General features: G+C 67.8%; 18 protein-coding genes and 1 riboswitch. Of the genes, 3 read left to right on the forward strand and 15 right to left on the reverse strand.

Features of this window, described 5'->3' with window-relative positions; translation table 11 throughout:
- Nucleotides 1-98: 98 nt before the first annotated feature.
- On the reverse strand, nt 99-1,331 hold the full coding sequence (tyrS, locus tag A4F85_RS28255; RefSeq protein WP_012207702.1) for a tyrosine--tRNA ligase: 1,233 nt from the start codon (nt 1,329-1,331) through the stop codon (nt 99-101).
- 167 nt (nt 1,332-1,498) lie between these two features.
- Here tyrS and A4F85_RS28260 point away from each other — a divergent pair, with 167 nt between their 5' ends.
- Both A4F85_RS28260 and A4F85_RS28265 read left to right on the forward strand, forming a co-directional pair.
- Nucleotides 1,499-2,893 (forward strand): peptidoglycan DD-metalloendopeptidase family protein, encoded by a 1,395-nt coding sequence (locus A4F85_RS28260; protein ID WP_012207703.1) that lies wholly within the window; start codon nt 1,499-1,501, stop codon nt 2,891-2,893.
- 105 nt (nt 2,894-2,998) lie between these two features.
- The gene (locus A4F85_RS28265) at nt 2,999-4,147 is read left to right on the forward strand and encodes an anhydro-N-acetylmuramic acid kinase (RefSeq protein ID WP_063328513.1); all 1,149 of its coding nucleotides are present in this window, start codon (nt 2,999-3,001) and stop codon (nt 4,145-4,147) included.
- A gap of 197 nt (nt 4,148-4,344) precedes the next feature.
- Here the strand turns inward: A4F85_RS28265 and A4F85_RS28270 are convergent, their stop codons facing one another.
- The 7 genes from A4F85_RS28270 to rplM all read right to left on the reverse strand — a co-directional run bounded on the left by A4F85_RS28270 (nt 4,345) and on the right by rplM (nt 13,120).
- Nucleotides 4,345-5,643, reverse strand: coding sequence for an NCS2 family permease (locus A4F85_RS28270; protein WP_012207705.1), 1,299 nt, complete (start codon nt 5,641-5,643; stop codon nt 4,345-4,347).
- 176 nt (nt 5,644-5,819) lie between these two features.
- Nucleotides 5,820-8,246 carry a xanthine dehydrogenase molybdopterin binding subunit gene (gene xdhB / locus A4F85_RS28275; RefSeq protein ID WP_063328514.1) on the reverse strand — a complete coding sequence of 809 codons (2,427 nt, stop codon included), beginning with the start codon at nt 8,244-8,246 and terminating at the stop codon, nt 5,820-5,822.
- A 1-nt stretch (nt 8,247) separates the two neighbouring features.
- On the reverse strand, nt 8,248-9,861 hold the full coding sequence (gene xdhA, locus A4F85_RS28280; protein ID WP_063328515.1) for a xanthine dehydrogenase small subunit: 1,614 nt from the start codon (nt 9,859-9,861) through the stop codon (nt 8,248-8,250).
- A gap of 279 nt (nt 9,862-10,140) precedes the next feature.
- The gene (mdtD, locus tag A4F85_RS28285; protein ID WP_013800450.1) at nt 10,141-11,583 is read right to left on the reverse strand and encodes a multidrug transporter subunit MdtD; all 1,443 of its coding nucleotides are present in this window, start codon (nt 11,581-11,583) and stop codon (nt 10,141-10,143) included.
- A gap of 116 nt (nt 11,584-11,699) precedes the next feature.
- Entirely contained in the window at nt 11,700-12,074 is a 375-nt protein-coding gene (gene erpA, locus A4F85_RS28290) for an iron-sulfur cluster insertion protein ErpA (protein WP_013800449.1), read from the reverse strand.
- A 214-nt stretch (nt 12,075-12,288) separates the two neighbouring features.
- Nucleotides 12,289-12,681: a 30S ribosomal protein S9 gene (rpsI, locus tag A4F85_RS28295; RefSeq protein ID WP_012207710.1), complete on the reverse strand. Its 393-nt coding sequence runs from the start codon at nt 12,679-12,681 to the stop codon at nt 12,289-12,291.
- A 10-nt stretch (nt 12,682-12,691) separates the two neighbouring features.
- The gene (rplM, locus tag A4F85_RS28300) at nt 12,692-13,120 is read right to left on the reverse strand and encodes a 50S ribosomal protein L13 (protein ID WP_012207711.1); all 429 of its coding nucleotides are present in this window, start codon (nt 13,118-13,120) and stop codon (nt 12,692-12,694) included.
- A gap of 247 nt (nt 13,121-13,367) precedes the next feature.
- On the opposite strand from rplM, the gene A4F85_RS28305 reads away from it, so the two are divergent.
- Nucleotides 13,368-14,240: a 23S rRNA (adenine(2030)-N(6))-methyltransferase RlmJ gene (locus A4F85_RS28305; protein ID WP_063328516.1), complete on the forward strand. Its 873-nt coding sequence runs from the start codon at nt 13,368-13,370 to the stop codon at nt 14,238-14,240.
- 7 nt (nt 14,241-14,247) lie between these two features.
- Here A4F85_RS28305 and A4F85_RS28310 read toward each other — a convergent pair whose 3' ends face one another.
- The 7 genes from A4F85_RS28310 to A4F85_RS28340 form a co-directional block, all read right to left on the reverse strand.
- Nucleotides 14,248-15,165: a septal ring lytic transglycosylase RlpA family protein gene (locus tag A4F85_RS28310; protein WP_063328517.1), complete on the reverse strand. Its 918-nt coding sequence runs from the start codon at nt 15,163-15,165 to the stop codon at nt 14,248-14,250.
- 78 nt (nt 15,166-15,243) lie between these two features.
- Nucleotides 15,244-16,071 (reverse strand): methylenetetrahydrofolate reductase [NAD(P)H], encoded by an 828-nt coding sequence (metF, locus tag A4F85_RS28315; RefSeq protein ID WP_034397320.1) that lies wholly within the window; start codon nt 16,069-16,071, stop codon nt 15,244-15,246.
- A 22-nt stretch (nt 16,072-16,093) separates the two neighbouring features.
- Entirely contained in the window at nt 16,094-17,281 is a 1,188-nt protein-coding gene (locus A4F85_RS28320) for a TlyA family RNA methyltransferase (RefSeq protein ID WP_063328518.1), read from the reverse strand.
- Between the two features lie 175 nt (nt 17,282-17,456).
- Nucleotides 17,457-18,887 carry an adenosylhomocysteinase gene (gene ahcY, locus A4F85_RS28325; protein ID WP_013800445.1) on the reverse strand — a complete coding sequence of 477 codons (1,431 nt, stop codon included), beginning with the start codon at nt 18,885-18,887 and terminating at the stop codon, nt 17,457-17,459.
- A gap of 70 nt (nt 18,888-18,957) precedes the next feature.
- Nucleotides 18,958-19,042, reverse strand: a riboswitch (S-adenosyl-L-homocysteine riboswitch).
- A gap of 7 nt (nt 19,043-19,049) precedes the next feature.
- Nucleotides 19,050-19,793, reverse strand: coding sequence for a response regulator (locus A4F85_RS28330; RefSeq protein WP_034397322.1), 744 nt, complete (start codon nt 19,791-19,793; stop codon nt 19,050-19,052).
- A 26-nt stretch (nt 19,794-19,819) separates the two neighbouring features.
- Complete coding sequence (locus tag A4F85_RS28335) at nt 19,820-22,525, reverse strand: sensor histidine kinase (RefSeq protein ID WP_063328519.1); 2,706 nt, start codon at nt 22,523-22,525, stop codon at nt 19,820-19,822.
- 34 nt (nt 22,526-22,559) lie between these two features.
- Entirely contained in the window at nt 22,560-23,423 is an 864-nt protein-coding gene (locus tag A4F85_RS28340) for a TorF family putative porin (protein ID WP_063328626.1), read from the reverse strand.
- Between the last annotated feature and the right edge of the window lie 56 nt (nt 23,424-23,479).

Genomic DNA, 23,479 nt, shown 5'->3' on the forward strand with positions numbered 1-23,479 from the left:
CCGTTTTCATCTTGGGGCGGCCCGGCGATGAAAAAAGGACGCGGGCATGCCGGCGTCCTTCATTCCTGCGCAGCCGGGCGCATGGCCCGGCGCGGGTATCAGCCCAGCGTCACGCGCGCAAACTTGCGCTTGCCCACCTGCACCACATAGGTGCCGGCTTCGAGCTTGAGGCCCCGGTCGCTGATGGCCGTGCCGTCCACGCGCACGCCGCCGCCGTCGATCAGGCGGTTGGCCTCGCTGGTCGAGGGCGCCAGGTTGGCCTGCTTGAGCAGGGCACCGATGCCCAACGGCGCGCCCGACAGGCTGACCTCGTCGATCTGGTCGGGAATGCCGCCCTTGCTGCGGTTGTTGAAATCCTGCTCGGCCGCATCGGCCAGCGCCGCGCTGTGAAAGCGCGCCGTGATTTCCTTGGCCAGCAGCACCTTGGCGTCCTTGGGATTGCGCCCGCCTTCCACCTCGGCCTTGAGCGCGGCGATCTCGGCCAGGCTCTTGAACGACAGCAGGGTGTACCAGTTCCACATCAGCGTGTCCGAGATGCTCAGCACCTTGGCGAACATGGTGTTGGCGTCCTCGGTGATGCCGATGTAGTTGTTCTTGGACTTGGACATCTTGTGCTCGCCGTCCAGGCCCACCAGCAGCGGCATGGTGAGCACGCACTGCGTGTCCTGCCCGTATTCCTGCTGCAGATGGCGGCCCATGAGCAGGTTGAACTTCTGGTCCGTGCCGCCCATCTCCAGGTCGGCGCGCAGCGCCACCGAGTCATAGCCCTGCAGCAGCGGGTAGAGGAACTCGTGCAGGCTGATGGAGCTGCCGTCGGTGAAGCGCTGGTGGAAGTCGTTGCGCTCCATCATGCGGGCCACCGTGTACTTGGCCGACAGCTCGATCATGCCGCGCGCGCCCAGCTTGTCGCACCACTCGCTGTTGTAGCGCACCTCGGTGCGGGCGGGGTCCAGCACCTTGGCGGCCTGGGTGTAGTAGGTCTCGGCGTTGACCTTGATCTGCTCGGCCGTCAGCGGCGGGCGCGTGCTGTTGCGGCCCGAAGGATCGCCGATCAGGGTGGTGAAGTCGCCGATCAGGAAGATCACCTGGTGGCCCAGGTCCTGCAGCTGGCGCATCTTGTTGAGCACCACGGTGTGGCCCAGATGGATGTCGGGCGCCGTCGGGTCCAGGCCCAGCTTGATGCGCAGCGGCACGCCGGTGGCCTCGGAACGGGCCAGCTTTTGCACCCAGTCCGCCTGGGGCAGCAGCTCATCCACGCCGCGCAGGGTGGTTTCAAGCGCTTGGCTTACACCGTCGGTGACCGGGTATGTTGTAACAGCAGATTGATTCATAAGGGTTTTTCGCCAGGCCGCGTAGGACTGCGTCGGTATACTCCGGGGATTTTCCCGCTGCGGCGAATTCTAGACGCCCGCCTATCCGCACCGCAGAGCGCGGACTTGTTGCCCGTCTGGAGAGCGTATCCCGCCGCTGCGATGCTGTCCGGCCCTCGCAGGGCCGGATGCGCGCAACCCAAGGATCTGATGTTGTGAAATATGGCTTGAACCATGCCAGCGGTGCTCTTGTTGCGCGGCTGACCTCCGTGATCCAGCAACACCCCAAGCGTGTCACCGCAGCACTGGCAGCCATCTTGCTCACGGGCGGCGGCGGCGCCTTCGCCGTGGCCAACCTGGGACCCGATCCGGCCGACCTGCCGGTGCGCATGCTCTCCACGCCCGTGGAATCGCTGGCCGAAGGCCAGACCCTGGCCGAGCTGACCGACAGCGTGCAGGGCATGTCCCTGTACCGTTCCGAATACACGCGCGGCAGCGACACGGCCGAAACCCTGCTCCAGCGCCTGGGCGTGGCCGATCCGGCCGCCGCCGCCTTCATGCGCGGCAACGACCAGGTTCGCCAGCATGTGCTGGGCCGCGCCGGCCGCCTGGTGACGGCCGAGACCACGCCCGACCACCAGCTGTCGCAGCTGACTGTGCGCTGGGCGCCCGACGAGGACGGCAGCTTCCGCCGCCTCGTGGTCGAGCGCAAGAACAATGAACTGAGCACCCGCATCGAAACGGGCAAGCTGACGGCCTCGCCCCGCCTGGCCGGCGGCATCATCCGCAGCTCGCTGTTCGCCGCCACCGACGCGGCCTCCATCCCCGATGCCGTGGCCATGCAGATGGCCGACATCTTCCAGGGCGACGTGGACTTCCGCCGCAGCCTGCGCAAGGGCGACCGCTTCTCCGTGGTCTACGAATCGCTGGAAGCCGATGGCGAGCCGCTGCGCGCGGGCCGCGTGCTCAGCGCCGAGTTCCACAACAATGGCAAGGTCGTGCAGGCGCTGTGGTTCCAGGACGAAGGCAAGGCCAAGGGCGACTACTACACCATGGACGGCAAGAGCCGCCGCCAGGCCTACCTGACCTCGCCCGTGGAGTTCTCGCGCATCAGCAGCGGCTTTGCCATGCGCATGCACCCCATCCACAAGACCTGGCGCGCCCACCTGGGCACGGACTTCGCCGCTGCCACGGGCACCAAGGTGCGTACCGTGGGCGACGGCACCGTCTCCTTCGCGGGTGTGCAGAACGGCTACGGCAACGTGATCTTCGTGGACCACGCCAACAACCACACCACGGTCTACGCCCACCTGAGCCACATCGGCGTCACGCGCGGCCAGCGCGTGGAGCAAGGCGACATCATCGGCAACGTGGGCTCCACGGGCTGGGCCACCGGCCCGCACCTGCACTTCGAGTTCCGCGTCAACGGCGAGCACCGCGATCCCATGACCATCGTCCAGGCCACCGATGCCGCCCGCCCCGTCTCCAAGGCCGGCCGCGCCGCCTTCGACAAGATGGCCGCGCAGATGCGCATCGAGCTGCAGGCATCGAACGAAGCACTGGCCCTGGCCAGCGAACGCTGAGCCACCGCGCTCCCATCCCGCAAAGGCTGCCCTGGCAGCCTTTGTTGTTTCAGGCGCATCCTTTTGTGATCGTGGGTCCCAGGCCGCAGGGCTACCATTGCCGGCATGAACCAGCCCCCCCCCTTCCCCATCGCCCACCGCTACTGCATAGGCCTGATGTCCGGCACCTCGCTTGACGGGGTGGACGGCGTGCTTGTGGACTTTGCCGAAGGCACGCAGGTGCTGTGGCATGCCAGCCGGGGGTTCGACGCCACGCTGCGCGCCGAGCTACTGGCGCTGAACACCCCCGATGGCCGCGACGAGCTGCACCGCGCGGCGCTGGCGGCCAATGCGCTGGCGCGCAGCTATGCCGAGGTGGTGCGGGAACTGCTGCAGGCCACGGGCCTGGCGCCCGCGCAGATCGCCGCCATTGGCGCCCACGGCCAGACCGTGCGCCACCGGCCCCAGATGTTCGACGGCACGGGCTACACCTTGCAGCTCAACAGCCCGGCCCTGCTGGCCGAGCTCAGCGGCGTTGCCGTGGTGGCCGATCTGCGCAGCCGCGACGTGGCCGCTGGCGGCCAGGGCGCGCCGCTGGTGCCCGCCTTCCACCAGGGCGTGTTCGGCCGGCCCGGCGAGACGGTGCTGGTGCTCAACATCGGCGGCATTGCCAATCTCAGCGTGCTGGCGGGCGATGGCACGGTGCTGGGCTTCGACTGCGGCCCCGGCAATGCGCTGATGGACGGCTGGTGCCAGGCGCACACGGGCCAGCCCTATGACGACGGCGGCCAGTGGGCGGCCACGGGCCAGGTGCTGCCCGCCCTGCTCGACCGCCTGCTGGCCGAGCCTTTCCTGCAGCAGCCGCCGCCCAAGAGCACGGGGCGCGACCTGTTCCACGCGGACTGGCTGGCCGGCCATCTTTCCGCCAGTGCAACCAGCGCCGCCGATGCCCGCCCTGCCGACGTGCAGGCCACGCTCACCGAATTCACGGCCCGCGCCTGCGCCGGTGCCGTGCAGCGCTTCGGGCGTGGCGGCGGCGAGCTGCTGGTCTGCGGCGGAGGCGCCTTCAACACGCAACTGATGCAGCGCATCGCCGCCTTGCTGCCTGGCGCGGCCGTGGACACCACGGCCGCGCGCGGCCTGCCGCCTCAGCAGGTGGAGGCCGCCGCCTTCGCCTGGCTGGCGCGCCAGGCCCTGCTGGGTTTGCCCGGCAACCTGCCCGCCGTGACGGGCGCACGCGGCCCGCGCATCCTGGGCGCCATCCACCCCGCATAAAAAAACCATGCAAGGCATCCGCCAAGCATGGGCCCACCAAACATCTTGCCTGAGCCCAAAGCCTATGAAACTGGCGCGGCCCAAAAGCAGGGACGCCGAGCAAGAGCCGCCTCGCGGCGAAGGCGTCGTCCCCCTCCCGCGAAGCGAGAGAGGGCGCCGTGCATACGGGGGAAGGCGCGTAAGCGCCTCAGGGGGTGCTATCCGCCGATATAGACGAACTTGAAGAGGAAGACGCCGCCGATCAGCCACACCATCCAGTGCACTTCCTTGGCGCGCCCCGTGAACAGCTTGAGCACGGCATAGGTGATGAAGCCGAAGGCCAGGCCATTGGCCACCGAGTAGGTGAAGGGCATGAGCAGGGCCGTGACGGCGGCGGGGATGGCCTCGGTGGTCTCGCCCCATTCAATCTCGGTCAGCTCCTTGAGCATCAGGCAGGCCACGAAGAACAGCGCGGGCGCCGTGGCGTAGCCGGGCACCACGCCGGCCAGCGGCGACAGGAACAGGCAGCACAGGAAGAGCACGGCCACGGTCAGCGCCGTCAGGCCCGTGCGGCCGCCCGCTTGCACGCCGGCCGCGCTTTCCACATAGGCCGTGGTGCTGGAGGTGCCCAGCAGCGAGCCCGCGAAGATGGCGCCGCTGTCGGCCAGCAGCGAGCGGTTGAAGCGGCCCATGCGGCTGGGCACCAGCAGGCCCGCGCGCTTGGCCACGCCCATCAGCGTGCCCGTGGCATCGAACAGCTCGACCAGGAAGAACACCAGCACCACGTTGAGGATGCCGCCCGTCAGCGCGGACTTGATGTCCAGCTGCAGGAAGGTGGGCGCAATGGAGGGCGGCGCAGAGAACACGCCGTGGAACTCGTTGCCTGCGAAGAAGAACGAGGCCACGGTGACGGCAACGATGCCGATCAGGATGGCACCCGGCACCTTCAGGCGGTCCAGCACCACGATGATCAGAAAGCCCAGCGAAGCCAGGATGACTTCGGGCTTGTGCAGATCGCCCAGGGTCACGAAGGTGGCCGGCGATGCCGCGACGATGCCCGCGCTCTTGAGCGCGATCAGCGCCAGGAACAGGCCAATGCCCACGGTGATCGCTATGCGTATGGACTGCGGTATGCCCTTGATGATCAGCTCCCGCAGGCCGAACAGCGTCACCAGCAGGAACAGGCAGCCCGAGACAAAGACCGCGCCCAGCGCGGCCTGCCAGGTGAAGCCCATGTGCAGCACCACCACGTAGGCGAAATAGGCGTTCAAGCCCATGCCCGGCGCCAGCGCGATGGGATAGTTGGCGTACAGCGCCATGATGGTCGTGCCCAGCGCCGCGATCAGGCAGGTGGCCACGAAGACGGCCCCCTTGGGCATCCCCGCATCCCCCAGGATCGAGGGATTGACGAAGATGATGTAGGCCATCGTCAGAAAGGTCGTCAGGCCCGCGACCAGCTCGGTTCTTACATTGGTGCCGTGCTCACTGAGCTTGAACACCCGTTCCATCCAGTTCATCGCATTGTCTCCGTGTTGTTTTCGCATGCGGGGCGCAACGGTTGTGAAAGCGCCCAGGGTTGAGCACCGGCTGTCCAGGCCGGCACAAGGCATGGCACCCTGCCGGGCGGCCATGGACCTGGTGGCGCGCATCGCTGCGCGCCGATTCAAGGAATGAGGGGGCGGCGCCGGTCCGCTCAGCTCCCGGCGGCCTGCACGGCCTCGATGGCGCGCAGGATGGATTCAGGCGTGGCCGGCGATTGCAGCGGGGGATTGCTGCGGTGCCCGCCCGCGGCCGAGACGGCATCGCGGATGGCGAAGAACACCGAGAACGGCAGCAGCAGCGGCGGCTCGCCCACGGCCTTGCTGCGGTGGATGGAGTCCTCGAAGTTGTCGCCCTCGAACAGCCGCACGTTGAACACGGGCGGGCAGTCGTTGGCCGTCGGGATCTTGTAGGTGCTGGGCGCGTGCGTGGTGAGCTTGCCGCTTTGCGGGTGCCAGACCAGCTCTTCCGTGGTCAGCCAGCCCATGCCCTGGATGAAGGCGCCCTCGACCTGGCCCACGTCCACGGCCGGGTTCAGCGAGCGGCCCACGTCGTGCAGCACGTCGGCGCGCAGCAGCTTGAACTCGCCGGTCAGCGTGTCCACCACCACCTCGCTCACGGCCGCGCCGTAGGCGTAGTAGAAGAAGGGCCGGCCCTGCATGGTGTCCTTGTTCCACGACAGGCCGGGCGTGGCATAGAAGCCGTCGGACCACAGCTGCACGCGCTCGATGTAGGCCTCGCCCACCACGGCCTTGAAATCCAGCACCTTGCCGTTGACGTGGACCTGGTCGTTGGCAAAGCGCACGTCCTCGGCACGGCCGCCATGGCGCTCTGCGGCGCAGGCGGCCAGGCGTTCGCGGATCTGGCGCGCCGCATCCTGCGCGGCCTTGCCGTTGAGGTCGGCCCCCGTCGATGCCGCCGTGGCCGAGGTATTGGCCACCTTGGTGGTGTCGGTGGCCGTGACGCGCACGCGCCCGAAGCCCACGCCCAGCTCGTGCGCCACGACCTGGGCCACCTTGGTGTTCAGGCCCTGGCCCATCTCGGTGCCGCCGTGGTTCACGAGGATGGAGCCGTCGTTGTAGACATGGACCAGGGCGCCGGCCTGGTTGAAGTGCTTGACGTTGAAGGAGATGCCGAACTTGAGCGGCGTCAGCGACAGGCCGCGCTTGAGCACGGGGCTGGCCGCGTTGAACTCGGCGATGGCATCGCGGCGCGCGCGGTAGTCGCTGCAGGTCTCCAGCTCGGCCACCAGCTCGTGGATCACGTTGTCGGTCACGACCTGGCTATAGGGCGTGACATTGCGCTCGGTCTTGCCGTAGAAGTTGACGCGGCGCACATCGAGCGCATCGCGCCCCAGCTCGCGCGCCACCGTCTCCATGATGTTCTCGATGGCGATCGCGCCCTGCGGGCCGCCGAAGCCGCGGAACGCCGTATTGCTCTGCGTATTGGTCTTGCCGGAGTAGCCGTGCATGGACACATCGGGCAGCCAGTACGTGTTGTCGAAGTGGCACAGCGCGCGCGTCATCACGGGGCCGGACAGGTCGGCCGAGTGGCCGGCGCGCGAGACCATGGAGATCTCGGCGCCGAGGATACGGCCCTCGTCGTCGTAGCCCACCTCGTACTCGTACCAGAAGCAGTGGCGGCGGCCCGTGATCATGAAGTCGTCATCGCGGTCCAGGCGCAGCTTGACGGGGCGGCGCAGCCGCGTCGCGGCCACCGAGGCCACGCAGGCGAACAGAGCCGACTGCGACTCCTTGCCGCCGAAGCCGCCGCCCATGCGGCGGCACTCCACATGCACGGCGTGCGAGGCCACGCCCAGCGCATGCGCCACCAGGTGCTGCATCTCGCTGGGGTGCTGGGTGGAGCAGTACAGGTGGACGGCGCCGTCCTCCTTGGGAATGGCGTAGCTGATCTGGCCTTCCAGGTAGAACTGCTCCTGGCCGCCCACGTAGAACGATGACTTCAGGCGGTGCGGCGCCTCGTCCATGGCGCGGCGCGCGCCGCCTTCATTCGTGCTGCGCGCCAGGTGCATGGGCGGCAGCACGTACTGGCCCAGCTCATGCGCCTGCTGGGGCGTGAGCACGGGCGGCTCGGCCGCGATGTCGGCCGCCGCCTTGGCCTGGGCCGCAGCCAGGCGCGCAGCCTCGCGGCTTTCGGCGATCACGGCGAACAGCGGCTGGCCCAGGTAGCGGATCTCGCCGCTGCACAGGATGGGGTCGTCGTGGATGATGGAGCCGCAGTCGTTGACGCCGGGAATGTCCTCGCCCGTGAGCACGGCCACCACGCCGGGCATGGCGCGGATGGCATCCAGCCTGAGCGCATTGAGCCGGCCATTGGCCACGGGCGACAGGCCCAGCGCACAGTGCAGCGTGCCGTCCAGCTCGGGCAGGTCGTCGATGTAGGCGGCCTCGCCGGCCACATGCAGATGGGCCGACTCATGCGGGCGGCTGATGCCCACGCGCTGGCCCTGGGTGTGGGCACCGGCCTCGGCGCGCTCGTCCACGCGGAAGGCGGTGTTCTTCAGGTAATGCGCAAAGGCCTCGGACGAGTGCAGCAGGGAGGGATCGATGGGGCGGTTCATTTCAGGCTCCTTGGTGCACTGCGTGGGGCATCACGCTCCAGACGCTGGTGGCCTGCAGCGGCAGCGGCTGCTGCGGACGTGTCTCCAGCCACAGGCGCTGCAGCAGGTTCTGCGCCACCTTGAGCCGGTAGTCGGCGCTGGCGCGCATGTCGGACATGGGCTTGAAGTCCTGGGCCAGCGCGGCCTGGGCGGCCTTCACTGCGGCCTGGTCCCAGGGCTGGCCCACGATGGCCGCCTCCGCCAGGGCCGCACGCTTGACCACGGCGGCCATGCCGCCAAAGGCCAGGCGGGCGGACTTCACCACCTCGCCATCGAGCTCGATGGCCAGCCCCGCGCACAGCGCCGAGATATCGCAGTCAAAGCGCTTGCTGATCTTGTAGGCACGGGTCTGGCGCCGTGCAGCGTCCAGCGGCACGGCCAGGGCCTGCACGAACTCGCCCGGTTCCAGCTGGTTCTTCATGTAGTCCAGATAGAAGTCATGCAGCGGCATGCGGCGCACGCGTGCGCCCTTGCGCAGCTCGATCTGCGCGTCCAGCGCCATCAGCACGGGCGGGGAGTCGCCAATGGGCGAGCCATTGGCCACGTTGCCGCCCATGGTGCCCGCATGGCGGATGGGCACGGAGGCAAAGCGCAGCCACACGTCGGTCAGCCCCTCGAAGCGCTGCGACAGCGCCGACCAGGCCGATTCCAGCGAGGCACCGGCGCCGATGTACAGCTCGCCGCCTTCCAGGCTGCCCGCGCCGCGGCGTTCCTCGACGCGCTTCATCTCGGCCACGTCGCCCACATAGACGATGTCGCCCAGGTCGCGGAACTGCTTGGTCACCCACAGCCCCACATCGGTGGAGCCTGCCAGCAGGCGCGCGCGGGGCTTGGCCTCGCACACGGCGGCCAGCTCGTCCAGCGTGCGCGGAGCGTGGAAGCTGTCCACACGGCCGCCCTGGGCGGCGTTGGGAGCGGCGTAGTCCAAGCCGGCATCCTGCGCGCGCAGGCCCTGCAGTGCCTGCACCACGGGGTCGGTGGCCATGCGCGTGGCGGGCAGGTCGAACATGCGCTGGCCTGCATCCAGGATGGGACGGTAGCCCGTGCAGCGGCACAGATTGCCCGACAGCTCGTCGGCCAGCTGCTGGCGCGAGGGGCGCGTGCCGGCCTGCTGGTGGTGCTCGTAGGCCGACCACAGCGACATCACGAAGCCCGGCGTGCAAAAGCCGCACTGCGAGCCATGACAGTCCACCAGCGCCTGCTGCACGGGGTGCAGCTCGGCACCGCCTGCGGGCTTGCCGGTGGCACAGCCCTGCTTGCCGGCGCACTGGCCCTTGACGTCCTCCACCGTGAACAGCGCCTTGCCATGCAGCGTGGGCAGGAACTGGATGCAGGCATTGACCGTCTGCAGCTGCAGGCCGCCCACGGCGTCGGGCGCGCCGTCTTCGGCCAGCTCGGCGATGACCACGGTGCAGGCGCCGCAATCACCTTCGTTGCAGCCCTCCTTGGTGCCGGTGCAGCGCGCGTCGCCGCGCAGCCAGTCGAGCACCGAGCGCGTGGGATGCGGCCCCTGTACCTCGACGATCTGGCCGCGGTGATAGAAGCGGATGGGTTGGGAACTGGGGCTCTGGCTCATGCTCGTGGGGGCAACTGCTGGTGCGTGGACTGTTCGGATCACGACTTACGCAAATTCCGAGGAAGAAAGCCGCTGGCCCTGTGGCGATGGCGTGTTTGCGTTCTTGCTTGCGTAAGTCCTGCGGATGTACCCGAGATTAAGTCCAGCCCCGCCCAAACGCATAAGACGGCCTCGATATTTCCTATGCGGGCTGCCATATATCCTTGCCAAAAACAAGGGTAAACCCGCAACAAAAGTGTGGATTACAGCGGTTCAGGGTTCAAAAGCTATGCACAGCCCTCACTCGTGCTCGGCCGGCTCCAGAGGCTTGGGCCGCACATCCTCATCGTCGCCGAGCTGCGAGAAGATCATGGTCGAGGCCAGCGTCACCGCGCCCATGCAGACGAAGGTGGCGCGGAAGGCATTGAGGGTGTGCTGCGGCGTGTCGCCGCCGAACCATTCGCTGAAACCGGCCAGCACCGCGCCTGCGGCGGCCACGCCCATGCCCATGGCCAGCATCTGCACCATGGACAGCAGGCTGTTGCCGCTGCTGGCGTTGCCGGCATCGAGGTCCTTGAGCGTGACGGTGTTCATGGCCGTGAACTGCATGGAGTTGGTGGCGCCGAAGATCAGCAGCTGGACGATGACCACCCACAGCGGCAGCGCCGTGGAGACCGTGCCGAAGCTGGCGATCATCAGCGACAGCACCAGGGTGTTGCCCATGAGCACGCGGCGGTAGCCGATGCGCTGGATGAGGGTGGTGGTCTGGCGCTTCATGGCCATGCTGGCCAGCACCGTGGGCAGCATCATCATGCCGGCCTGCAGCGGAGAGAAACCCAGGCAGACCTGCAGCACCAGCGGGATCAGGAAGGGCATGCAGGAGCTGCCCAGGCGCGAGAACAGGTTGCCCAGCAGGCCCACGCGCAGGCTGCGCACGGCAAACAGCTCGGGGGCGAACAGCGGGTCGGGCCGGCGCAGCGCGTGCAGCCAGTAGGCGGCCAGGCTCGCCAGGCCGAAGATCAGCAGCACGAAGACCATGGCGCCGTGGATGCCCTTGCCCGACATGCTGTCCAGCGCCAGCGACACGGCCACCATGCCGAAGGCCAGCAGCGCATAGCCCACGCCGTCGAAGCGCTTGACGGCAAAGCGGTCGCCCACCGGCATGAAGCGCAGCGTGGCGGCCAGGCCGATCAGGCCCACGGGCACGTTGACCAGGAAGATCCAGTGCCAGCTCACGTACTCCACCATCCAGCCGCCCAGCGTGGGGCCGATCAGCGGCCCGACCAGGCCGGGGATGGCCACGAAGCTCATGGCCTTGAGGAACTGCTCGCGCGGAAAGGCGCGCAGCACGGCCAGCCGCCCCACCGGCATGAGCAGCGCCCCGCCCATGCCCTGCAGCACGCGCGCAGCCACCATCAGCTGCAGGTTGGGCGCAATCGCGCACATCACCGAGCCCAGCACGAACAGCGCAATCGCCCACAGGTAGACACGCCGCGTGCCGAAGCGGTCGGCCATCCAGCCCGAGGCCGGGATCAGCATGGCCATGGTCAGCGAGTAGGCGACGATGACCGACTGCATGCGCAGCGGGCTCTCGCCCAGGGCCTCGGCCATGGTGGGCAGCGCGGTGTTGACGATGGTGCCGTCCAGCGTCTGCATGAAAAAGCCGATGGCCACAAGCCATAGCAGCACCGAACGCGAGGAGGATGTGGTGGAGGCGGAAGCGCTTTTGTCTTCAGGAATCATGGCAAGGCAGGGAGGGCGCAGGCGTTAAAAAACCGCCTGCGCATTGCTGCGCGGCGGTTGGTGGCGTGTTGTGCGGCGGGCTGCTGTGGGCTTCACTGCAGCGCGGCCGACAAGGCTTATACCGAGAAGCTCGATCCGCAGCCGCAGGTGGTGGAGGCGTTGGGGTTCTTGATCACGAACTGCGCGCCCTGCAGGTCTTCCTTGTAGTCGATCTCGGCACCCACCAGGTACTGGTAGCTCATGGCGTCGATCAGCAGCGACACGCCATTCTTGGTCATGGTCGTGTCGTCGTCGTTGGTGATCTCGTCGAAGGTGAAGCCGTACTGGAAGCCCGAGCAGCCGCCACCTTGCACGAACACGCGCAGCTTCAGGTCAGGGTTGCCTTCCTCGGCGATCAGATCGGCCACCTTGGCAGCTGCGCTGTCGGTGAAGACGATCGGGGTGGGCATTTCGGCGGTGGTGGTTTCGGTGATTTCTGCGACGGCGCTCATGGGGATACTCCGAAGTTCTCAATTGGCCCGAATGGTACAGCAAAGGGCTCGGGAATTCCCGGGGCTGCCGGCTTGACGACAGTGCAAGTGGGGGCATTGGCCACCAACGGCGAAGGTGAATGCGAAGGGTTTGCATCGCCCAGAAAAAAACCGCCGGCAAAGGCGGTTTTTTTCTGGGGAAAGCCCCGGGGGACTTTCCTGCAGTGCCAGCGGATTAACGCTTGGAGAACTGCTTGGCGCGGCGTGCGGAGCGCAGGCCGACCTTCTTACGTTCGACTTCACGAGCGTCACGCGTCACGAAGCCGGCTTGGCTCAGGACGGGCTTGAGCGCTGCGTCATAGTCGATCAGGGCGCGGGTGATGCCGTGGCGGGTAGCGCCGGCCTGGCCGGATTCACCACCACCGTGGACGTTCACTTGAATGTCGAAAGCTTCCAGGTTGCTCGTCAGAGCCAGGGGCTGCTTTGCGATCATGATCGAGGTTTCGCGGCCGAAGTATTCCTGAATGTCCTTGCCATTCACGGTAATCTTGCCGGAGCCCTTCTTCAGGAACACGCGTGCGACGCTGGATTTGCGACGGCCGGTGCCATTGTTCCAATCACCAATCATCTAGGTCTCCTTAGATTTCCAGAGCCTTGGGCTGCTGGGCGGTGTGGGGATGCTCAGCACCGCCGTACACCTTGAGCTTCTTGATCATTGCGTAGCCCAGGGGACCCTTGGGCAGCATGCCCTTGACGGCCTTTTCCAGAGCACGGCCGGGGAACTTGGCCTGCATGTCGCGGAAGTTGGTGGCAGTGATGCCGCCGGGGAAACCAGAGTGGCGGTAGTACACCTTGTCCAGGTTCTTGGTGCCGGTGACCTTGAGCTTGGAGGCGTTGATGATGACGATGAAGTCGCCGGTGTCAACGTGAGGTGTGTAAATGGCTTTGTGCTTGCCGCGCAGACGGAGTGCCACTTCGCTGGCGACACGTCCGAGCACCTTATCGGTGGCGTCAATCACAAACCACTCGTGTTGCACCTCAGCGGGCTTTGCGCTGAATGTAGACATGAGTTTTCTCTTTCAAGAAAGGTTTGGCGGGTCCTTTTCCGCGGTCGGCGCTTCTTCAAAAAGGAAGCCTCTTAGGCGGGGATGTAAACTTCGCCGCGGGACCCTAAAATCGCTGCGAAGCCCTCCATTATACAAAAACGGCAGGTCTTCGCCATCCCCCCTTGCGCCGCACTGGCTTCAGCGCCGGCCCCCATCCTTCAGCCGCCACGGACAACCACCCGGCAGCGCGGCTGGTTACCATACGCCTATGTTCAGTTACCGCCACGCCTTCCATGCAGGCAACCATGCCGATGTGCTCAAGCACACCGTGCTGATCGCCACCCTGCAATACCTCCTCCAGAAGGATGCCGCCCTCACGGTGCTGGACACGCACGCCGGCGCCGGCCTGTACCGACTGGACGGCGACTACGCCAACAAGAGCGGCGAGTCCGCCGACGGCATCATGCGCCTGGCCCAGGCCAAGGAGGCCGAGCTGGCCCCGGTGCTGCAGGCCTACCTGGCCACGGTGCGCTCCTTCAACCAGGGCGCGCAGCTGCGCAACTACCCGGGCTCGCCCTTCATCATCCAGTCCCTGCTGCGCGTGCAGGAGCGCGACAAGCTCAAGGTCTTCGAGCTGCATCCCACCGACATGCGCTCGCTGGCGGGCAACATTGCCCAGCTCGAAGCGGGCCGCCAGGTGGCCGTGCTGCACGAGGACGGCTTCGAAGGCATCAAGAAATTCCTGCCGCCACCGTCGCGCCGCGCCCTGGTGCTGTGCGACCCCAGCTACGAGCTCAAGAGCGACTACGCCAAGGTGCTGGACATGGCGGCCGACAGCCTCAAGCGCTTTGCCACAGGCACGTATGCGGTCTGGTATCCGATCATCCCGCGCCCCGAGGCGCACGATCTGCCGCGCCGCCTGAAGACCATGACCACCAAGGCCGGCAAGAGCTGGCTGCATGTGGAGCTCACGGTCAAGAGCAACAAGACGTCGGAGCGCGGCGGCCTGCCGGCCAGCGGCATGTTCCTGATCAATCCGCCGTTCAATCTCAAGGAACAGCTCAAGCCGGCCATGCCGCAGCTGGTCAAGCTGCTCGGTCAGGACGAGAACGCGGCCTTCACGCTCGAATCGGGCGGCTGAACACGGTTCAGCGCGAGCTCGACGCCGCAGAGGCCACTGCCGTGGCCGAGGCTGCGGCGGGCGCTGCGGCCTTCGCCACCGGCTTGGCGGCAGGGGCGGCACGGCTGGCCACGGCCGTGCGTGCATTGGGCCTGGGTGCGGGCGCCTTGGCCTGCACACGCGGCCGGACCGGGGCCTTTGCCTGAACCTGGGTCCGCGCCTGCGTTTGTGTTTGTGTCTGTGCCCTGGCCTGCTGAGTCTTCTTGAGGGACTCTGCCTTCCTGGCCGTGACCAGGGTTTCGGGGCATTCTTCCTCGCCTTCGTCGAGCTGCCACAGCTCCACGGGCTTGATGCCCAGGCCGACCATGCCCAGCTCCTGCGCAGCAGCCTGGCTCAGGTCGATCACGCGGCCGGGCGCAAACGGCCCCCGGTCATTGATGCGCACCACCACCGTCCTGCCTGTCGCGGCGCTGCGCACGCAGACACGGCTACCGAAGGCGAAGCTGCGGTGCGCAGCCGTCAGCTCTTCCTTGTCGAAACGTTCGCCGCTGGCCGTCAGCCGGCCATGCAGGCCCGGGCCATACCAGGAGGCCAGGCCTTGCTGGTCGCTGTCGCGAGATGGAACGAGGGCGAAATCGGGATTGGAGGGAGTGTCGGCACTCTCTTCCGGCGAAGCCGGTTCGGAGGGCCTGGCATCCGCGGACCTGGTGGCGGGCGGCGTGGCCCGCGAGGCGCGGCTGCTGCGCTTGCCTGCGGAGGGAACGGCCGCAGGCGTCTGGCCTTCAGCCATGGACTCGGCGCCTGCCGAACCGGCAGAACCGGCCATCAGGGCGCCGGACTCGGCATCGGTTTCGGCCACGGGAGCCGGTGCGCAGCCAGCCAGGGTGGCGGTGATGGCACACATGGCCAGCCAGCGCCAATGCAGGCGTCGAAAACTACGATCCATGGGCAAAAACCTCCAGGGAACGCCTGACCGTTCCCAAGTTCTAGAGGGCCGCCCGGGGCCGGCGCAGTGGCTGCGCGCTCAAAGGCCCAATCGATCGCAGATTTCCAGCGTGGCGACGCTCTGGTTCATCGTATAGAAGTGCAGCCCGGGAGCGCCCTGGCTGCGCAACTGCTCGCATAGACGGGACACGACATCGAGGCCGAAGGCGCGAATGGACGCCGTGTCATCTCCGTAAGCCTGCAGACGCAGGCGGATCCAGCGCGGGATCTCGGCGCCGCAGGCGTCCGAGAAGCGCATCAGCTGCGTAGAGCTGGTGATGGGCATGATGCCGGGAACAACCGGTGCATCAAGCCCCATGCCGCGCGCCGCATCAACGAAACGGCAGTAGGCGTCGGCATTGTAGAAATATTGGGTGATCGCGGAATCCGCGCCAGCGCGCACTTTAGCCGCAAACGCTTCCAGATCGGAATGTGGGGATTTCGCCTGCGGGTGGACCTCGGGATAGGCTGCCACCTCGATGTGGAACCAGTCGCCGAACTCGCGGCGGATGAATTCCACGAGGTCGCTGGCGTACTGGAATTCACCGCCCAGGCCGTAGCCGCTGGGCAGGTCGCCGCGCAGCGCGACGATGCGGCGCACGCCCATGGCCTTGAGCTCCTGCAGCTCGGCACGCACCTTGTCGTGCGTGGCGCCCACGCAGGAGAAATGCGATGCCGCGCTGACGCCTTCGCTCTGGATGTCACGCACCATGTTGAAGGTGCCGGCCTGCGTGGAGCCGCCCGCGCCATAGGTGACGGAGCAGAACTGGGGCTTGCGCGCATAGAGGTTCTTGCGCACCTGCACATGCTTGGCCGCGCCTTCGGGCGTCTTGGTCGGGAAGAATTCGAAGCTGATCGGAAAGCTCATGTAAGACTCACTGCTCAGTGTTTCATTCGTTGCGTTTGCGCAGCTTGGCGCGCCCCGGTCCAGGCACGCCGAACTCGGTGCTGGTGTCGATCACACGCTCGTTGCGCTGCTCGCGCAGCACGGTGCGGGACACGCGCTTAGGCGCGGCTTTCACGGCCGAACGGGGCTCGTCGTCGTCCTGCGTTTCAGGCTGTGCAGGCTCCTTCACCACGGCCGCCTGCTGGGCATGCACGAAAAATTCGCGGTTGCCGTCACCGCCTTCGATGGCCGACTCCATCCAGCCCTTGACCTCCAGCCCCAGCTCGCCCAGGCAGGTGCGGATGCGCTGCTCCACCTCGGTGAACAGGGCCGCATCGCGCACGATGCCGCCCTTGCCGACCTGGCCCGGCTGCAGTTCGAACTGCGGCTTGACCAGCATCAGCAGCTGGCCATGCGGCTTGAGCAGGCGCGTGACGGCCGGCAGCACCAGGGTCAGCGAGATGAAGGACAGATCGCCCGTGACGAAGTCGAACTGCGGCGTGATGTCCACGTCGGCAAACTCGGCGCGGCGGCGGCGCTGCGTGGCCACCGTGCCTTCTTCCCGGGCCTTGCCCTTGGCCGCGCGCTCGGCCTTGAAAGCCTCGATCTCTTTTTCCTTGGCGTCGTCGCTGTCGTCGTAGTCTTCATCGACCAGACCGCCGTTGCGCATCCAGGCATAGGGCGCCACGGGCTGGGTGTCGTTGTCGTCGGGATCTTCTTCCCAGCGTTCGGACAGCACTTCCTCGCAGGACTCCTGCAGGCCCTCGGCCGTCACCGCGCGGGCGTTGACGCCCTCGACGCAGATCACACGCACATCCGAGCGCAGCCGGTCATGCAACTGGCCGTGGCCCACGTCCACGCCGATGACCTGGGCGGCGCCCGCCTGCAGCAGGCAGTCGGTGAAGCCGCCCGTGCTCTGGCCCACGTCCAGGCAGCGCAGGCCGTCCACCGACAGCTTGGTGGCCGCCAGCGCGCCTTCCAGCTTGAGCCCACCGCGCGAGATGAACCGGGCCTCGGCCCCGTCCAGCAGCTGCAACTCGGCACCCGCAGGAATCTCGTCGCCGTTCTTGGCAACCTTCTTCCAAGGCGTCAGCGGCGTCATGCGCCATTGCACGCCACCCGCAATCAGCCGCTGCGCCTGCGAGCGCGTGGCCGCATGGCCGGCTTCCACCAAAAATACATCTGCGCGCATAGCGTCGTTCCCAGGAAATCTCTAAACCAATGACGCCAAGCGGCGCCGCACCCCACAACTGGCAGGGCCCAACTCAGGGACACCGAGCAAGGGCCGCCCCGCCGCGAGGGTGTCGTCCCCCTCCCTTGCGAAGCAAGTAGAGAGGGGGAAGCGGCGCAAGCCGCTCAGGGGGTGCTTAATAGCGATAAGTTTCGGGCTTGTAGGGGCCCTGCTTGCTCACGCCGATATAGGCGGCCTGGCCGTCCGTCAGTTCGGTCAGCATGGCGCCGACCTTCTTCAGGTGCAGTCGGGCGACCTTCTCGTCCAGGATCTTGGGCAGCACGTAGACCTTGCCGACCTCGTAGGCATCGGGCTTGGTGAACAGCTCGATCTGGGCGATGGTCTGGTTGGCGAACGAGGCGCTCATCACGAAGCTGGGGTGGCCGGTGGCGCAACCCAGGTTCACCAGGCGGCCCTTGGCCAGCAGGATGATCTTCTTGCCGTCAGGGAAGGTGATGTGGTCCACCTGGGGCTTGATTTCTTCCCACTGGTACTGCTCGATGGAGGCGACGTCGATCTCGTTGTCGAAGTGGCCGATGTTGCAGACGATGGCTTCGTTCTTCATGGCCACCATGTGCTCGTGGCGGATGATGTCGCGGTTGCCGGTGGTGGTCACGAAGATGTCGGCCTTGTCTGCCGCCCATTCCATGGTCACGACCTTGTAGCCTTCCATGGCCGCCTGCAGGGCGTTGATGGGATCGATCTCGGTGACCCAGACTTGGGCCGACAGCGCGCGCAGCGCCTGGGCGCAGCCCTTGCCCACGTCGCCGTAGCCGGCCACCACGGCAACCTTGCCGGCGATCATCACGTCGGTGGCGCGCTTGATGCCGTCCACCAGCGATTCGCGGCAGCCGTAGAGGTTGTCGAACTTGCTCTTGGTGACGGAGTCGTTGACGTTGATGGCACGGAACTTCAGCGTGCCCTTGGCCGACATCTCGTTGAGGCGGTGCACGCCGGTCGTGGTCTCTTCGGTCACGCCGATGATGTGGGCGCTCTTGCGCGTGTACCAGGTGGGGTCCTGGGCCAGCTTGGCGCGGATGGCGGCGAAGGCGATCTTCTCTTCTTCGGAGGCGGGGTTGTCCAGCACGGACAGGTCCTTTTCGGCGCGCATGCCCAGGTGCAGCAGCATGGTGGCGTCGCCGCCGTCGTCCAGGATCATGTTCGGGCCTTCGCCTTCGGTGCCGGCGGCGCCGAATTCAAAGATGCGGTGGGTGTAGTCCCAGTAGTCGGCCAGCGATTCGCCCTTGATGGCGAACACGGGCGTGCCGGTTTCCGCGATGGCGGCAGCAGCGTGGTCCTGCGTCGAGAAGATGTTGCACGACGCCCAGCGCACTTCGGCGCCCAGGGCCTTGAGCGTCTCGATCAGCACGGCCGTCTGGATGGTCATGTGCAGCGAGCCGGTGATGCGCGCGCCCTTGAGGGGCTGGGCAGCGGCGAATTCCTCGCGCGTGGCCATCAGGCCGGGCATTTCGGTTTCGGCGATCAGGATTTCCTTACGGCCCCAGGCAGCGAGGGAAATGTCAGCGATGGCCGTGTCGGCGGAAACGGGACGAACAGCAGCGTTCATGGTTTTCTCCAAAAGATGAATGAAAAACCACGTTCTGCGGGAGACGAAAAAAAGCTCACCGCACAGAAAGCGTGGGCGAGCGTCGTTGCAGGTATGACTCCGAGCCTCGCGACCACGCCTGATGTGTGGGGGCCGCTGCAACGCTCCTCGGAGAGGCGCTGATTATACCGATCCCGGGGATGCCTCACCGCCCAGCCCCACAAGCCGGTAGCCCACCTGCAGCTCGGTCACCAGGTGGCGCGGCTGGGCCGGCTCGTCCTCGATCTTCTGGCGCAGATTGGCCATGTGCACGCGCAAGTAGTGGGCGCGGCTCAGGTACTCGGGGCCCCAGACCTGCAGCAGCAGCTGGCGGTGGGTCATCACACGGCCCTGGGCGGCGATCAGGGCCGCCAGTAGGCGGAATTCGATGGGCGTGAGGTGCACCGGCTGCCCCGCGCGCCGCACCTCATGCGTGGCCAGGTCCACCTGCACCGGGCCGAAGTGCACCTTGCTGGACGCGGCGGTGCCGCCCGCCCCACCGGCGGCGCCCAGCTGCTGGCGGCGGCGCAGCATCACGCGCAGCCGGGCCAGCAGCTCGGGCACGCCGAAGGGCTTGACCAGGTAGTCGTCGGCGCCGGCATCCAATGCGGCCACCTTCTCGTCCTCACGCTCGCGCGCGGAGAGCACGAGCACGGGCACGGAGGACCACCCGCGCAGCTCGGTCAGGACCTGCTTGCCATCGGCGTCCGGCAGGCCCAGGTCGAGGATGACCAGATCGGGCTGGCGGCTCGCCGCCTCGATCAGGCCACGGCGCGCGCTGTCGGCCTCGAAGACCTGCCAGCCTTCGTCTTCCAGCACCAGGCGCACGAAGCGGCGGATGCCGGGATCGTCCTCAATCATCAGGATGCGGTTGGCGGGCGTGCTCATGGGGGGCTTTCGTGCATGGCGGGACTCTAATCCAGCGCAGGCTGCTCGGGCACGGGAAAGCGCAGCGTGAAGATGGTGCCCGGGCCGGGCCGTGCGGCGGCGGCCTCGATGCGCCCGCCATGCGCCTCGACAATGCTGCGCACCAGCGCCAGGCCCAGGCCGATGCCCGAGACGGTGGACTCGGCCGTGCCGCGCGTGAAGGGCTCGAACAGCGTCTCCACCGGCAGATGCGATGGCAGGCCCGGCCCGCCGTCGCGCACGGACAGCAGCAGTTCGCCATCCTGCACACGCGCACTGATGGCCAGCGGCGTGCCGGCCGGCGTGTACTTGGCGGCGTTGTCCAGCAGGTTGACCAGCACGCGCTCCATGAGCAGGGCATCGAGCTGCAGCAGCGGCAGGCTGGCGGGCACGTCGGTGCTCACGGGATGCTGGCCCAGGCGCGCGCGCATCTGGCGCAGCGCGCTGCCCACCACTTCGTCCAGCGGCAGCCATTCGCGCTGCAGGTGCACGCCGCCTTGCTGCAGGCGCGCCATGTCCAGCAGGTTCTCCACCAGGCGCTGCATGGCCTGCGCCTGGATGCGGACCTGCTCCAGCATGTCGGCCGCGCCGCCCGGCGGCACATGGCGCTGCGCGGCCTCGGCCGCGCCCAGAATGGTGGTCAGCGGCGTGCGCAGGTCGTGCGAGACGGCCGACAGCAGGGTGTTGCGCATGCGCTCGCCCTCCATGGCGATCTGGGTCTGCTGGGCCACGGCCACAAAGTGCTGGCGCTCCAGCGCAAGCGCCACCTGGCTGGCGCAGGCCTCCAGCAGACGCTGCTCCTCGGGCACCTCCAGGCGCTGCGGCGCACGCAGTTGCAGCACCAGCACGCCGCGCATGCGCACGGGTGCGGCCAGCGGCACATAGCGGGCCGGTGCGGCCGGCAGCGTGTCCGTGCCCTGGCCGGCCTGCTGGCCATGGTCCATGGCCCAGCGCGCAATGCTGTCGTCCATGGGGCAGGGGCCACCGCCCGCGGGCCGCAGGCGCTCGTCGGCACCGGGCAGCAGCAGCCCGGCCTGGGCGTCGAACACGCCCGAGACCGTGCGCAGCGCGATCTCCACCACCTGCTCCTGCGTGAGCGCGCCCGACAGGTCGCGCGCCAGCCGTGCCAGGGCGCCTGCGCGTCGCTCGCGCTCGGCCGCCACGCGCGCCTCATGCCGCAGCCGCGCCATGAGCTGGCCGCAGACCAGGGCCACGCCCAGCATCAGCACGAAGGTGAACAGGTACTGCGTGTCGTTGACATGGAAGGAGCCGCGCGGCGGCACGAAGAAGTAGTCGAAGCACAGTACCGACAGCAGCGCGGCCCAGGCACCGGGGCCCCGCCCCCAGCGCAGCGAGGACAGCACGACGATGAGCAGGAACAGCATGACCACATTGGCCGGGTCGAAGATGCGCAGCAGCTGCTCGGCCAGCACCGTGGCGGTCAAGCAGGCCAGGGTCACGCCGGCATAGCCCTTCCAGGGCAGCGGCCTGCGCCGCAGCGGTGCGGCAGGCGCGGCCTCGGTCCGGGCCGCGCTGGATCCCCCGGAGAGCACCAGCACGTCGATGTCGGGATGCAGCTGGACGATGCGGTCGGGCAGGCTGCGGCCCCACCAGCGCCAGGGCGACCATGCCGGGCGCGGCGGCTGGGCCAGCACCAGGCGGCTGGCGTTGCGCTCGCGCGCGAAGGCGACCAGGGCCTCGGCCACATCGGCGCCCGGCAGCGTGGCCGTCTCGGCGCCCAGGCGCGCGGCCAGGGCCAGGGTCTTGAGCACGGCGGCCTGCACGCTGCGCGGGCGGTGCTGGCGCTCGGGGGCGTCCACGTAGACCACCATCCAGTCCGCATCGAGCCGGCGCGCCATGCGCGCGACCTGGCGCACCAGCGCGTCGTCGCCCGCGCGGCCGGCCACCGCCACCAGCAGGCGCTCGCGCGCAGGCCAGACCGTGCCTATGGAGCGCTCGCGCCGGTAGTCGCGCATGTCCTCGTCCACGCGGTCGGCCGTGCGGCGCAGCGCCAGCTCGCGCAGCGCCAGCAGGTTGCCGCGCCTGAAGAAGTTGCGTGAGGCCCGCTCGGCCTGCTCCAGCATGTAGACCTTGCCGTCCTTCAAGCGGCGCAGCAGCTCGTCGGGCGAGATGTCGACGACGATGACCTCGTCGGCATCGTCGAAGATCTGATCGGGCACGGTCTCGCGCACCGTGATGCCCACGATGCCGCCCACCACGTCGTTCAGGCTTTCCAGGTGCTGCACGTTGATCGTGGTCCAGACATCGATGCCTGCGTCCAGCAGCTCCTGCACGTCCTGCCAGCGCTTGGGATGGCGCGAACCCGGCGCATTGCTGTGCGCCAGTTCATCGAGCAGCAGCACGCGCGGCCGCCGCGCGAGCGCCGCATCCAGGTCGAACTCGCGCAGCGTCCGCCCCTGGTGCGGCAGCTCGCGCAGCGGCAGCTGCTCCAGGCCATGCAGCTGCTGCGCCGTTTCCTTGCGGCCATGGGTTTCCACGAGTCCCACCAGAACCTCGCGGCCCCCCTGGCGTTCGCGCTGGGCGGCGGCCAGCATGGCGTAGGTCTTGCCCACGCCTGCATTCGATCCGAAGTAGATGCGCAGCTTGCCCCGTCCCTCCTGCGCCCGCTCATGGCGCAGGCGCGCGACCAGGGCGTCGGGATCGGGGCGCGGCAGACCGGGCGGCGCCGGCTCGGCAGAGGACGAAATGGGCATGGTTCTCAGCCTAGCACCAGAGCGTGCTCCCACACTAGAACGCCGCCGACAGCGACAGCACCCAGCCGCTGCGGCCCAGGCTTTGCATCTGGCCCGCCGCGTTGGCCGCGCGGTAGTAGCGCGTGTCGGCGGAGGTGCCGGCCCAGGCCAGCGTAGCCGTCCACGGTCCCCAGCTGCGGGCCAGCGAGACGCGCCAGTCGGCATACGACAGTTCGCTGTAGTTGCGCACCTGCGTGTGGCCGGCATGCAGGCCCAGCACGGCCCAGTCGCCCAGCGGGTGCTGGTAGTTCAGGTCCAGATAGCTGCTGCCGCGTGAGCTGCTGCTGCCGGGAAGTGCCTCGGCAAAGGCCGTGGCCGCCGTGCTGTCGCGCAGCCCGAAGTAAGGCGTGAGCGCCAGCGACCATTTGGCGCTGAAGCCGCCGTTGGTGACGCCCAGATAGGCCTCGGTGGTGTCGTAGCGCACGCCGCCGCTGCCATCCCCGCGGGGCACGCGCGCGCCGGGGTAGTTGTAATGCAGCAGGCCGATGTCGCCCGTCCAGCCCGCCGGCAATTCGGTGCGCCAGCCGCCGTACAGGTCCAGCTCCAGCGCGCGGCCATCCAGATAGCTGTGGCGCGACACGCTGGAGCCGGACACGCCCAGGTAGGCGCCGCGCGGCAGCGACAGCTCCAGCCCGCCCTGCAGCGCAGGCCCCATCCAGCTTTGCGAGATGCCACGGAAACGGTAGTCGCTGAGCAGCGTCACGCTGCCGGTGAGGGCGTAGGCGGGTGCGGGCGATTGCTGGGCATCGGCACTGGCAGCGCTGACGGGGGAGGTCTCGGCCTGCGCATGGCAGGATGCGGCCGCCAGCGACAGCAGTGCGGCCAGAGAGAAACGGGGGACGGCACCAGCGGCCGCCATGGAGGGAACGGATTTCATCTTGGTTTTCTTGAAGAGAAGAGCAAAGCGGGGCCTGC

It is taken from the genome of Delftia sp. GW456-R20, from assembly GCF_001622915.1.
Lineage (GTDB): Bacteria > Pseudomonadota > Gammaproteobacteria > Burkholderiales > Burkholderiaceae_C > Comamonas > Comamonas acidovorans.

What these genes read in the sequence shown, in the direction of transcription:
- rpsI (WP_012207710.1), bottom strand. Translation starts at nt 12,681, where the DNA reads ATGATTGGTGATTGGAACAATGGCACCGGCCGTCGCAAATCCAGCGTC.
- A4F85_RS28265 (WP_063328513.1), top strand. Translation starts at nt 2,999, where the DNA reads ATGAACCAGCCCCCCCCCTTCCCCATCGCCCACCGCTACTGCATAGGC.
- A4F85_RS28330 (WP_034397322.1), bottom strand. Translation starts at nt 19,793, where the DNA reads ATGAGCACGCCCGCCAACCGCATCCTGATGATTGAGGACGATCCCGGC.
- A4F85_RS28320 (WP_063328518.1), bottom strand. Translation starts at nt 17,281, where the DNA reads ATGCGCGCAGATGTATTTTTGGTGGAAGCCGGCCATGCGGCCACGCGC.
- xdhA (WP_063328515.1), bottom strand. Translation starts at nt 9,861, where the DNA reads ATGAGCCAGAGCCCCAGTTCCCAACCCATCCGCTTCTATCACCGCGGC.
- A4F85_RS28335 (WP_063328519.1), bottom strand. Translation starts at nt 22,525, where the DNA reads ATGCCCATTTCGTCCTCTGCCGAGCCGGCGCCGCCCGGTCTGCCGCGC.
- A4F85_RS28305 (WP_063328516.1), top strand. Translation starts at nt 13,368, where the DNA reads ATGTTCAGTTACCGCCACGCCTTCCATGCAGGCAACCATGCCGATGTG.
- mdtD (WP_013800450.1), bottom strand. Translation starts at nt 11,583, where the DNA reads ATGATTCCTGAAGACAAAAGCGCTTCCGCCTCCACCACATCCTCCTCG.
- A4F85_RS28260 (WP_012207703.1), top strand. Translation starts at nt 1,499, where the DNA reads ATGCGCGCAACCCAAGGATCTGATGTTGTGAAATATGGCTTGAACCAT.
- rplM (WP_012207711.1), bottom strand. Translation starts at nt 13,120, where the DNA reads ATGTCTACATTCAGCGCAAAGCCCGCTGAGGTGCAACACGAGTGGTTT.
- A4F85_RS28340 (WP_063328626.1), bottom strand. Translation starts at nt 23,423, where the DNA reads ATGGCGGCCGCTGGTGCCGTCCCCCGTTTCTCTCTGGCCGCACTGCTG.
- A4F85_RS28310 (WP_063328517.1), bottom strand. Translation starts at nt 15,165, where the DNA reads ATGGATCGTAGTTTTCGACGCCTGCATTGGCGCTGGCTGGCCATGTGT.
- A4F85_RS28270 (WP_012207705.1), bottom strand. Translation starts at nt 5,643, where the DNA reads ATGAACTGGATGGAACGGGTGTTCAAGCTCAGTGAGCACGGCACCAAT.
- erpA (WP_013800449.1), bottom strand. Translation starts at nt 12,074, where the DNA reads ATGAGCGCCGTCGCAGAAATCACCGAAACCACCACCGCCGAAATGCCC.
- metF (WP_034397320.1), bottom strand. Translation starts at nt 16,071, where the DNA reads ATGAGCTTTCCGATCAGCTTCGAATTCTTCCCGACCAAGACGCCCGAA.
- tyrS (WP_012207702.1), bottom strand. Translation starts at nt 1,331, where the DNA reads ATGAATCAATCTGCTGTTACAACATACCCGGTCACCGACGGTGTAAGC.
- ahcY (WP_013800445.1), bottom strand. Translation starts at nt 18,887, where the DNA reads ATGAACGCTGCTGTTCGTCCCGTTTCCGCCGACACGGCCATCGCTGAC.
- xdhB (WP_063328514.1), bottom strand. Translation starts at nt 8,246, where the DNA reads ATGAACCGCCCCATCGATCCCTCCCTGCTGCACTCGTCCGAGGCCTTT.